Origin of the sequence: Mesorhizobium sp. M7A.F.Ca.CA.002.05.1.1, assembly GCF_003998335.1 — a bacterium.
GTDB lineage: Bacteria > Pseudomonadota > Alphaproteobacteria > Rhizobiales > Rhizobiaceae > Mesorhizobium.
The window spans coordinates 1-11,024 of sequence record NZ_RZQI01000107.1; the positions used below are offsets into that span (position 1 = coordinate 1).

The 11,024-nt window shown below is 63.3% G+C and carries 13 protein-coding genes; 9 read left to right on the top strand and 4 right to left on the bottom strand.

The features are described 5' to 3' along the window. The 4 genes from EN939_RS08260 to EN939_RS08275 form a co-directional block, all read left to right on the top strand. Nucleotides 1-452: sugar phosphate isomerase/epimerase family protein (locus tag EN939_RS08260; RefSeq protein WP_164750915.1), on the top strand; the 452-nt coding region annotated here is incomplete at its 5' end. Continuing rightward, on the top strand, nt 449-1,384 hold the full coding sequence (locus tag EN939_RS08265) for a carbohydrate ABC transporter permease (protein WP_127267629.1): 936 nt from the start codon (nt 449-451) through the stop codon (nt 1,382-1,384). The genes EN939_RS08260 and EN939_RS08265, both read left to right, overlap by 4 nt. Continuing rightward, nucleotides 1,384-2,292: a carbohydrate ABC transporter permease gene (locus EN939_RS08270; RefSeq protein ID WP_127267630.1), complete on the top strand. Its 909-nt coding sequence runs from the start codon at nt 1,384-1,386 to the stop codon at nt 2,290-2,292. The genes EN939_RS08265 and EN939_RS08270 overlap by 1 nt, the downstream gene beginning before the upstream one ends. A 1-nt stretch (nt 2,293) precedes the next feature. Further along, a complete protein-coding gene (locus tag EN939_RS08275) occupies nt 2,294-3,364 on the top strand; it encodes a Gfo/Idh/MocA family protein (RefSeq protein ID WP_127267631.1) in 1,071 nt (356 codons plus the stop codon). Here the strand turns inward: EN939_RS08275 and EN939_RS08280 are convergent. After that, nucleotides 3,361-4,167: an SDR family NAD(P)-dependent oxidoreductase gene (locus tag EN939_RS08280; RefSeq protein WP_127267632.1), complete on the bottom strand. Its 807-nt coding sequence runs from the start codon at nt 4,165-4,167 to the stop codon at nt 3,361-3,363. The two genes, EN939_RS08275 and EN939_RS08280, sit on opposite strands and share 4 nt — an antisense overlap. Continuing rightward, nucleotides 4,164-5,018: an NAD-dependent epimerase/dehydratase family protein gene (locus tag EN939_RS08285; RefSeq protein ID WP_127267633.1), complete on the bottom strand. Its 855-nt coding sequence runs from the start codon at nt 5,016-5,018 to the stop codon at nt 4,164-4,166. Before EN939_RS08285 ends, EN939_RS08280 begins: the two co-directional genes overlap by 4 nt. Before the next feature lie 232 nt (nt 5,019-5,250). On the opposite strand from EN939_RS08285, the gene EN939_RS08290 reads away from it, so the two are divergent. The 3 genes from EN939_RS08290 to EN939_RS08300 are packed head-to-tail and all read left to right on the top strand — an operon-like array spanning nt 5,251 to nt 7,724. After that, a complete protein-coding gene (locus tag EN939_RS08290) occupies nt 5,251-5,895 on the top strand; it encodes a cysteine hydrolase family protein (protein WP_127267634.1) in 645 nt (214 codons plus the stop codon). 48 nt (nt 5,896-5,943) lie between these two features. Beyond that, on the top strand, nt 5,944-6,486 hold the full coding sequence (locus tag EN939_RS08295) for a MarR family winged helix-turn-helix transcriptional regulator (protein ID WP_127267635.1): 543 nt from the start codon (nt 5,944-5,946) through the stop codon (nt 6,484-6,486). 44 nt (nt 6,487-6,530) lie between these two features. Then, the gene (locus EN939_RS08300; protein ID WP_127267636.1) at nt 6,531-7,724 is read left to right on the top strand and encodes an amidohydrolase family protein; all 1,194 of its coding nucleotides are present in this window, start codon (nt 6,531-6,533) and stop codon (nt 7,722-7,724) included. 3 nt (nt 7,725-7,727) lie between these two features. Here EN939_RS08300 and EN939_RS08305 read toward each other — a convergent pair whose 3' ends face one another. Both EN939_RS08305 and EN939_RS08310 read right to left on the bottom strand, forming a co-directional pair. Then, nucleotides 7,728-8,312: an amino acid synthesis family protein gene (locus EN939_RS08305; RefSeq protein WP_127267637.1), complete on the bottom strand. Its 585-nt coding sequence runs from the start codon at nt 8,310-8,312 to the stop codon at nt 7,728-7,730. Further along, nucleotides 8,309-8,893, bottom strand: a complete 585-nt coding sequence (locus EN939_RS08310) for an amino acid synthesis family protein (RefSeq protein WP_023809103.1) — start codon at nt 8,891-8,893, stop codon at nt 8,309-8,311. The genes EN939_RS08305 and EN939_RS08310 overlap by 4 nt, the downstream gene beginning before the upstream one ends. A 254-nt stretch (nt 8,894-9,147) precedes the next feature. On the opposite strand from EN939_RS08310, the gene EN939_RS08315 reads away from it, so the two are divergent. Continuing rightward, on the top strand, nt 9,148-10,152 hold the full coding sequence (locus tag EN939_RS08315) for a BMP family lipoprotein (RefSeq protein WP_127267638.1): 1,005 nt from the start codon (nt 9,148-9,150) through the stop codon (nt 10,150-10,152). Nucleotides 10,153-10,243: 91 nt separating this feature from the next. After that, on the top strand, nt 10,244-11,024 hold a 781-nt coding region (locus tag EN939_RS08320), incomplete at its 3' end, for an ATP-binding cassette domain-containing protein (protein ID WP_127267639.1).

Below are 11,024 nucleotides of genomic sequence, written 5' to 3' on the forward strand. Positions count from 1 at the left end.
CAAAGGACCTTGGCATCGAGACGGTCTATCACCCGCACCTCGACACCTTCATCGAGCGCCGCGACCAGCTCGACCGCATGATGGATGAACTGGATACCGACCTGGCCGGCCTGTGCATCGATCCGGCGCATCTTGCCCACACCAATTCCGATCCGGTCGACGCGGTCAGGACCTACATTTCCGCCGTGCGCTACATGCATTTCAAGGACACCAGGGTCGATCCGGCGTTGAAGGGCTATGACCGCTATGGCGCTTTCTGCGAGCTCGGCGCCGGGGTCGTCGATCTCGCTGGCATCGTCGACGTCCTGCTGGATGCAAACTACGATGGCCTCGCCATCATCGAGCTGGATGCGTCCAAGAAAACGGCAGAGCAAAGCACGCTCGAGAGCATCGCCTATGTCAGGGACACGCTCGGGCTGGTGCTGACCCCGCAAGGCGCGAAGGCCACATGAGCACGCGACCGCAAGAGGAGGCTCCTGTTTCGAGCCGATCCGGCACCTGGCGCTTCAATGCCGGGGACGGGGCGGTCGCATTCGTCATGATCCTGCCCGCCGCGATCCTCTTCGGTCTTTTCTACCTCTGGCCGTTCGTCAACGGCTTCTGGCTCAGCCTGCACAATTGGGACGGGTTTTCCGACCCGACCTGGGCAGGTATTTCCAACTACAAGCGCCTCGTGCACGATCGCATTTTCCTCGGTGCGCTGCGCAACAATTTGATTTTCGTCGTTGCCGTCGTGGTCCTGAAGAACGCGCTCGGCCTCGGGCTGGCGCTGCTTCTGAACCGGGCGCTGCTTGGCCGCGCCTTCTTCCGCGCCGCCGCTTTCGTCCCGGTGACGATGTCCTTCGTTGCCGTCGGCCTGCTCTGGTCCTGGATCTACAATCCCGTCTTCGGCCTGCTCAACAGCGGGCTCGATCTCATTGGCCTCGCCGGGCTGAAACGATCATGGCTCGGCGACGCCGACATCGCGCTCTACTCGATCATCGTCGTCGATGTCTGGAAATGGCTCGGCTTCCATGCCGTCATCTATCTGGCCGGGCTGCAGACGATCCCCTCGGAACTTTATGAATCCGCGAAAATGGACGGCGCCGGCCCCTTGCAGCGTTTCCGGCACGTCACCGTTCCGATGATGATGCCGATCATCTTCATCAACACCATCCTCGGCCTTTCCGGCGCCTTCGTGCGCAATTTCGACATCGTCTATGTCCTGACCAAGGGCGGCCCGAACCACGCCACCGAAGTGGTGCTCACCTACATGATGAGCAAGGCCTTCCAGGACGGCGCCATGAGCTACGCCGCGGCGATCGGCTATGTGCTGTTCATGATCGTCGGGCTGGCCAGTGTCGGCCTGCTGGCCCTGATGCGCAGGCAAAGGCTCGACGTCTGATGAGAGCAGCCGCCAACCCTCCAATTTCGCTGGACGATGGCGCCGCCGGCTCTCGCCGTCGCGGGCTCATGCAGCGCCTCGGCATGCGCGGCATCCTCGAACTTGGCGGCATCTATGCCGCGCTCGTCCTCGTGCTCTTCGAGACCGTTTATCCGCTGCTTTGGGTGCTGTTCGGTTCGCTCAAGACCAAGCAGGAAATGCTCAGCAATGTCTGGGGTCCGCCATCGAGCCTGGTGCTGCAGAACTATGCCGATGCCTGGCGGATCGCCGGCATGGGATCGCGCATCGTCAACAGCATCTTCGTCACCGGCTCGGCATTGATCATTCTGGTGGCCGTCGCGACGCCGTGCGCCTATGCGGTGGCGCGTCTTCGTTTCCCCGGACGCGGTCTTGTGGTCGCAGTCGCGGTTGCGGCCATGCTGGTGCCGCCGCAGGTGATGGCCATTCCGCTGTTCCTGGTGGCGCGCGATCTCGGCCTGATAAACAGCCGGCTCGGCATTGCCTTCATCTATGCCGCGACGTCGCTGCCGCTTTCGGTCTTCATCCTACGCAGCTTCTTCATCACATTGCCGGCCGACCTCGAAGATGCCGCGCGCATCGATGGCGCCAGCCGGCTCGAGATCCTGATCCACATCATGCTGCCCCTGGTGCGGCCGGGCGTTGCGCTGATCCTCATCTTCGGCTTCATCGAGATCTGGAATGATTTCTTCCTGGCCTTCCTGCTGTTGCGCGACCCTTCGGTGCAGACCATCCCGCTTGGACTGGTCAGCTTCTTCCAGCAATACGACTCGCTCTGGACGCTCTATTTCGCCGCGTTGACGATCACGACACTGCCGGTGATCGTCGTCTTTGTCGCCATGCAACGGCAGTTCATCGCCGGCCTGACAGCCGGCGCCGTGAAGGGTTGACATGCAGGATCGCGTTATTGGCGTCGGCGTCATCGGCTGCGGCGAGATCGCCCAGCTGATGCACTTGCCTTATCTGATGGAATTGCCGGCGTTTCGCATCGCCGCCTTGTGCGACATCTCTCCCGGCACGGCCGACAAGGTCGCGGAACATTATGGCGTCACTGCCAGATATACCGACCATCGCGCGCTGCTTGCCGACCCGAATGTCGATGCGGTCGTGATCTGCACCTACGATCATGGCGAGATGGTTGCCGATGCAATCCGCGCCGGCAAGCACCTGATCGTCGAGAAGCCGCTTGCCTTCACGCCGCAGGAGGCGCGCCCGCTGGTCGAGCAGGCCGAGCGGAGCGGCCTCGTCGCCCTTGTCGGCTACATGAAATTCTATGATCCCGGCTATGAGACCGGGCTGGAGCGCATCGCCGCCATCGGCCGGCCGAAGTCGATCCATGTCCACGATTTCGCCGGCCGCTTCGACCGTTATGGCCAACTCTACACGCAGACCAGGGTCACCGACGTGCCGGCCGATGTGTTGGCGGCGGGGCGCGAAACGGTCGCTCGGCGCATCGAGGCGGCGCTCGGTGTGGACCATGCCGGCTATCGCGATCTCTATCTTGTACTGCTCAGCCTCGCCAGCCACGACCTTGCCGTCATGCGCGGTGCTTTCGGCACACCCGACCGCGTCGTCCATGCACAGCAGACCGGCCCGAACCAGTTGCTGGCCGTGCTCGACTATGGCGGCGTCCCTTGCCTCTTCGACATGGCACTTGCCCAGTATGAATGGTGGGACGAGTGGATCCATGTGCATGGCGAGCGCGACGAGGTGCGGATCGAATTCCAGAACCCCTATTTCCGCAATGCCTCGGCGACTGTCCGGCTACGTGAAACGACAGGCGAGGCTGCATCCGAACGCGTTCTGCCTGGCGTTCCTGATACGTCGTTCCGCCGCGAGTGGCTGCATTTCGCCGATTGCATCCTTGCCGGCGCGAAACCGCGCACGCCGCTTTCGGGCGGGCTCGCCGATCTCGATCTTGCCATCCGGATTATCCAGGCAATGCCGCCGAAAAGACTTTAGCGAAATTTCGGAAACGCGCCGCCATCAGGGGCATTGGCCCAGCTCTGCAAGGTCTGGCCGCCGTCGATCAGCCAATCCACGCCTGTGACGTGCTTCGCCTCGTCGGAGGCCAGGAAAGCCACGGCGGCCGCGACATCGTCCGGCTGGCCGATGCGGCGCAACGGAATGCGGTCGGCGAAATGCTGAACGCTGCTCTTGAATTCGCCGTTGCCGGAAGCTGGCACGCCAAGCGTCGTCTCGATCACGCCGGGGCAGATGGCATTGACGCGTATGCCATAGGGCGCGGCATCGAGCGCCGCGACCCGCGTCAGGCCGACCACGCCGTGTTTGGAAGCGACATAGCCAGCTCCCCCCGAAAGGACGTCCCAACCGGCCATGGACGAGCCCATGTTGACGATCGAGCCACCGGTCCCGGCCTTGATCATCGCCCGAAGCGAAGCCTGCAGCACGAGGAAGATGCCGCGCAGATTGATGCGGATGGTCGTATCCCAGTCCTCGACCGGCAGGTCGTGAACGGGAGCGACGACGCCGGAAATGCCGGCATTGTTGAACACCACGTCGAGGCCGCCGAACGTCTCGACGGTCGCCTCGACGGCGCGCCGCACATCCGCTTCGTCGGTGACGTCGGCTTCGATGGCAATGGCGTTTTCACCCAGTGAGCGAGCCAGTTGCTGCGCCGCCGCGCCATTGCGGTCGACAATGGCGACCCGCGCGCCTTCGTCAAGGAAACGCCGCACCGCTGCGCTGCCGATCGCGCCGGCGCCGCCGGTGACGAGAACATTCTGTTTTTCGAACCGTTTCATTGTCCGGCCTCCGGCTTCGGATAGGAACGCCACGAATGGCTTGGCTCGAAGCCGATCGTTTCGCGCGCATGGATCGTGTCGAGCACGGCGCCGAAACCGGCGATCGGCCGTGACAGGGGGACATCAGGGTAGACCCGGCGCACGAGCGCTTCGGTTTCCTCTTCCATGAATGTGTCGGCGGCGCTCAGGACGACGCGCAGATGGCCGTCGCCTTGCCATTCAAGCGCCCGCAGGAAGCCCTGCCCGGCGTCGCGCGCATCGAGATAGGCCCACAGGTCGCGGGCACTGTCGGCAGTGGCGCGGCGCGGCCCGACGCCCTCGAAAAAAGAACCCGGCGTCTGGATCCACGGCATGCGGATACTGACCGCCGAAAAGGCGCCGCGGCGCACCGCCGCGTCGACGATTTCCTCGCCCAGCCATTTCGACAGGCCGTACGGGTCCTGCGCGCCGACCGGATGGTTCAGGTCGACCGGCAGATAGGGCGGTCGAACAGGTTTCTCGAAAAAGGGATAGCCGAAAACGCTGAAGGACGAGGCATAGACGAAGCGCCTGGCGCCGGCCATGGCAGCTGCCTCGACCACATTGTAGGCGGTCGCGATGTTGGTCTTGAACACCTCGCCGCCGGCCCGGCCGGTCGGCCGCGGAATGGCCGCGACATGCACAACCGCATCGCAGTCGCGCACCAGCTGCAGCGTCGATCCCAGATCGGTCAAATCGGCGGTTGCGTGGCGCCATGCGACCTCACCCGGCACCACGGTATCGACACCAAGCACATCGTGGCCGGCCGCAACCAGAGCCTCGGCCACATGGCAGCCAAGCAGGCCACTGGCTCCGGTGACGATGGTTTTCATATCTCGGCCTCGGCTCCACAATTCAGCGGCTTGAATATCGTTGATGGTCGTACAAATCGAGCACATGCCTGACAAGCGTTGTCAAGGCCATTTCGCGATGGACAAATAGCGCATACGCTTGTCGGAGCGCGGTGCGCAAGGCCGACCAGCACGCTTTGCGTCGAACGGGATTGACTTGGCATCCACTAGGGTTTTTTGTATGAGCATCAACGATCGGTCAAAGGAGCTCGCCATGTCCGTGGACAGTTTTTCCTCACATCGGCACGATGACGCGGTGCGTCTCGATCCACGCCGTGCAGCCGTTGTCGTCATCGATATGATCAATGAATTCTGCAAGCCCGGCGGGGCCATGGTCCTGCCTGGGTACGAGACGCTGGTCGGGCCGCAACTGGCCGTGATCGAGGCCGCGCGCGCCGCCGGCGTGCCGGTGATCTGGGTCCATGACAGCCACCGGCCGGGCATGCGACGCGAGCGCGAATGGCTGAAGCGCACGCCGCATTGCCTGGACGGAAGCTGGGGGCCGGAGATCATCGAGGATCTCGGCGCCCGCGATGATGAGATCCATGTGATCAAGCGGCGCTACTCGGCCTTCTTCCAAACCGACCTCGACCTGACGCTGAAAGACATGCAGATCGATCAGTTGATCATCTTCGGCGTGGTCACCAATATCTGTGTGCGCTCGACCGTCCACGATGCCTTTTTCGAGGGCTATGAGGTGGTGGTGCCAAGCGATTGCTGCGCGGCGACGGGACCACGCGAGCAGGAAAGCTCGCTGTATGACATAGCGACCCATTTCGGCGTGGTCAGCGATTCGGCTGATGTCGTCGCAGCCCTCCGCGACGGGACATCGCTTCAACCAGCGAGGGTTGCGGCTTGAGCTTTTTCCGGCCGGCGACATCCAAGACAGCGGCGATAGGAGTCCGGTGTGACGACTGAAAAGAAACCGCAATCCAAAAAAGGCGAAACGCCGGGAGGCGATGCACCCCTGAGCCGCGAGCAGGTGCTGCAGCAGTACGCCGGGACCGGCTATGAACTGGACCGCCACCCGGCGCACGTCATCCGCCGGGCGCATCAGCGCGCGACGTTGCGCTTCCAGCAGGTCATGGCCGGCGAAGACCTTTCGCCAACGCAATTCGCGGCGCTCGCCACGATCCTCAAGCATGGCGAAGTTTCGCAGAACCATCTCGGCCGGCTGACGGCGATGGACCCATCGACCATCAGCATCGTCATGCGCAAACTGCTCAAACACGGGCTGATCACGCGCAGCGCCTCCGAAACCGACCAACGCCTGACGATGATCGCGCTGACCAGCAAAGGGACCGACTATACGCTGGAGCGGCTCGAACGCAGCGTCGAGGTCGGGCGGCGGTTCCTGTCGCCGCTCTCACCGGCCGAGCAGGCGACGCTGCTTCGCCTGCTCCAGCGCATCAACGACGACGACCCATCGACTGGCGACGGCGGCAAATAAGCTGCGTCCAGTCCTTTTTTCCATAACAGCAAAAGTGAGAACCGATGTCGTCCGACCTCCAGTCGTCTGCCAACACGCTCGTCGTCCGCAATATCGGTCTCATGCTGAGTGGCGATCTAGCACAACCGATCATCGACGCCGACACCATCGTCGTGACCGATGGACGCATATCAGGCATTGGCAAGGCAGGCGACATTGATGGCGGCAGCGCGGCGACGGTCATCGATGCGATGGGCTGCGCGGTCGCGCCGGGTCTTATCGACAACCACGCCCATCCGGTGGCCGGCGACTGGACGCCTCGGCAGAACCAGATCGGCTGGATGGATTCGACCGTGCATGGCGGCGTCACCACCATGATCTCGGCGGGGGAAGTCCACACGCCGGGCCGACCGCGCGACCTGGTCGGGCTGAAGGCGCTGGCGATCGCTGCCCAACGCACCTTCTCCAACTTCCGTCCGAACGGCATGAAGATCCTGGCCGGGGCACCGATCCTGGAACCCGGCCTTACCGAGGAAGACTTCCGCAGTCTCGCCGAGGCCGGCGTGACGCTTGTCGGCGAGGTCGGGCTTGGCGGCGTCAAGGATGGGCCGACCGGCCGGCAGATGATCGCCTGGGCGCGCAAATACGGCATGACCTCGATGACCCACACGGGCGGCCCGTCGCTGCCCGGCTCCGGCCGCATCGGCGCGGATGTCGTGCTGGAGGTCGACGCCGACATCGTCGCCCACGTCAATGGCGGGCCAACCGCCCTGCCCGACGCGGAAATACGGCAGATCTGCGAGAAGGGCTCGAGGGCGCTTGAAATCGTCCATAACGGCAATTTGCGCACCGGACTGTTCGTGCTCGATCTGGCAAGGCAGCGCGGCGAACTTTCGCGCGTCATCCTCGGCACCGACAGCCCGGCCGGATCCGGCGTGCAGCCGCTCGGCATCCTGCGGACGCTCACCATGCTGGCTTCGCTGGGCGGCATCGCGCCGGAAGTGGCGTTCTGTCTTGCCAGCGGCAACACGGCGCGCGTGCGCAGACTGGACGATCGCGGTTTGATCGAGGTCGGTCGCGCCGCCGACCTGATCTTCATGGATCAGGCGATCGGCGGCGCCGGCGACGGGCTGCTCGACAGCGTGGCGCTCGGCAATCTTCCAGGCATTGGAATGGTCGTCATCGACGGCGTGGTGCGGACCGGCCGGAGCAGAAATACGCCTCCGGCGATGCGCGTGCCGGAAGTCCTGCCTGCCTGACGGTCAGCCGACGCCGTCAATCCCGACAATCTTGTCCTTGGTCAGCCCGCCGACGCGCGGGTGCGGCCTGCCGGAATCGGTGACGGCGATAGCAACGACGATCTCGTCGGCACGCGGTGCGTCGGGAACACGAACCTCCATGCCGTCGAAATGGCTGCGCACCCGCGCCGCATCCTTGTGACCGAGCGGAATATCGAGCGACACGCCGAGGCCGCCGCGCTTCTTCGATGAAGGAATGAGCGCGGCGCCCTTGCCAAGCACATCGCGGAACGGGGCGCCGAGCTTTGGATGAAGGATGGCGGCGGCATGTTCGAGCTCGCCATCGGCGCCGACGGCGGCGGCCTTGCCGAAGCTCTCGACCCGGTAGCCGGCAATGCCCAGAGCAGCGACCGCGCGCCTGGGCAAGATATCGCCCAAGGCTTCGCCTATGGCGCTCAGTGCCGACAGGTCCTCGACGTAAGTGCCCGCATAGGGGTTGCGGATCACCGCAATGGCTGCGGCACGCCGCGTCGGCGGATCGACGGGCCGCCCGCCTTCGATCCGGGTTTCCTCGACGATGGTGATGATGCGGCGGATTTCGGGGTTCATCGCAAGCCGTCCTCGCCCTTGATGTCGGCGGCGGCAAGGCCGCCGACCCGTGCATGGACGCGTGCGCCGGTGGTCATCGCCAGGATGACCGCCATTTCGTCGCCGCGCGGCGCATCGGCAATGCCTATCTCGATCGCATCGAAATGGCTGCGCACATAGGAGGCGTTTATGTGCGTGATCGGGATGTCGATGCGCGTTCCGGGGCCGCCGACCTTCTTGGTCGAAGGCACGATCGCCTTGGCATTGCCGAGCAGTTCGCGCATCGCATAGCCCCCCGGATTGTGCCAGAGCGCGCCATGTTCAAGCTCGCCGGCGGCGCCGACTATGGCACCCTTGCCATAGCCTTCGATGGCCTGGCCGCCTTCACCAATGGCGTCGATCAGGCGCCGGGCCATATCGAGACCGAGCGGCTTCAGGTCTTCCATGAAGCCGGTGATCTCCTCGACGTAGCGTCCGGCAAAAGGGTTGGCAATGACCGCGACGACCGCGCCTCGCTTGAGCGGGCGTGCCGCGTGGGGTCCGCCCTCATGGAATATCTCTTCGACCTGAACCAGAAATTTCCTGACCACCACAGCCGGCATTGTTTCGCTTCCTTCATCCCGTCGTTCATGGAAACTCATTAGAGTATCAACAATTATGCCCGTCGACATTTGTCAAGCGCAGACGTCGAGCACGTGGGCGAAGGGCCAAGAAAACTGCATCGGATGACGATTGACAGCCTGTTAAGCCGCTCCTAAACTCATATGACCATCAACGAACTCGCCGTTGTTACGGCGATATGTGGGGATGGTCAAAGCGTGGCTTCAAAAGCTGGAAAAAGCTGAAGGGGAATGACATGAAAAGGGCGCTCAAGAGTTTATTTCTGGCCGGCACGATGCTTGCCATTTCGTTCGGACCGGCCGCCGCACAGGCCAAGGTTTCCGTGGCCGCCATCTCGGGGTATTTCGCACAGGGTTTTGGCGTTTCGATCGTCAACGGCCTCAACAAGGCCAAGACCGATTTCGGCATCGACCTCAAGCTTGTCGACACCGGCAATCGCGCGCTCGACTACCAGCAGCAGTTCGAGAATCTTGCCAAGGGCAAGCAGTACGACCTCATCTTCGTGATGGGCTGGGAGCTGGTGGACTCGCTGCAAAAGGTCAGCGCCGAATATCCCGACCAGCGCTTCGTGTTTATCGATGGCGTCCTCGACAACCCCAAGATGATCTACGCCAATTTCGCCGAGGAGCAGGGATCCTTCGTGGCCGGTGCACTTGCCGGCATGATCGAAGCCAAGGGCACCGCCTTCGACAAGATCGGCGACGGCAAGGCGATCGGCTTTGTCGGCGGCCGCGATATTCCGGTGATCCGCAACTTCCTGGGCGGCTACGAGCAAGGCGCCAAATATGCCGCGCCCGACGTCAAGGTAAACTCCGTCTTCGCCGGAACCTTCGACGACCCGGCCAAGGGAAGCGAACTTGCCCAGGCGCTTTACGGCCAAGGCTCCGACATTGTCTACAACGTCGCCGGCCCGACGGGTGAAGGCGTGATGCAGGCAAGTGCCGCGGTCGACAAATATTCGATCGGCGTCGACATCGACATGTGCGGCTCGGCTCCCGGAAATGTGCTCGCCAGCATGCTGAAGCGCGGCGACATCGCCGTCTACACGCTGATCAAGGATGAGGTCGAGGGCCGCAAGATCACCGCCGGCACCCGCACTTTCGACCTCGCCTCGGGCGGTGTCGAGGTCAAGGTCTGCGATGATATTGCCCCAAAGATCCCCGCTGACGTGACCGCCAAGCTGGACGAGATCAAAAAGGGCATCGTCGACGGCAAGATCGTGATCGCCAAGGCAAAGTAAGCCAACAACAGCGCCTCCCTCCCAAGAAAGCGCTACACTGATCCGCCGCGGCTTGCCGCGGCGGATCAGTGTCCAATCTGCGAGAGCCACGTTGTCGAACACGCCGGGGTCGCCGACCCTCCACAGCAATGCCGCGATAGCCGTCGAGTTGACTGGCATCACCAAGCGTTTTGGCGCATTCGTCGCCAATGACGGCATCGACCTTGCGGTCCGCCGCGGCGAGATCCACGCCATCATCGGCGAGAATGGTGCTGGCAAGACGACGCTGATGAACATCCTGTTCGGCCTCTTGCAGCCGGACGAAGGCTCGATCCGGCTGAACGGTGAAGAGATCGTGATCGCCGATCCGTCCGTGGCGATAAAGGCCGGCCTCGGCATGGTTCACCAGCATTTCAAGCTGGTTCCCTCGCTCTCGGTTGCCGACAACGTCTTTCTCGGTATGGAAATCCGTCGCCATGGCCTGATCGACCACGCCGCACAAATTGCGCGCACGCGCGACCTGTCGAAGCGCTTCGGCCTGCAGGTCGATCCGACCGAGCGCGTCGGGCTGCTCTCGGTCGGCATAGAGCAACGCATCGAAATCCTTAAGGTCCTGGTGCGCGGCGCGCGCACCATCATCCTCGATGAACCGACCGCCGTGCTGACGCCGCAGGAAAGCCGTGAACTGTTCCAGACACTGCGCAGCTTCGTGGCCGAAGGCATGACGGTGATCTTCATTTCGCATCACCTGGAAGAGGTGATGGAAGTGTCCGACACGGTGACGGTGCTGCGCAACGGCAGGAAGGTGGCGACCCGGCCGACGGCCGAGCTCAGCAAGGACGAGTTGGTGCACATGATGGTCGGCCGCGAGGTGAGCTTCGACCGCCTGCCGC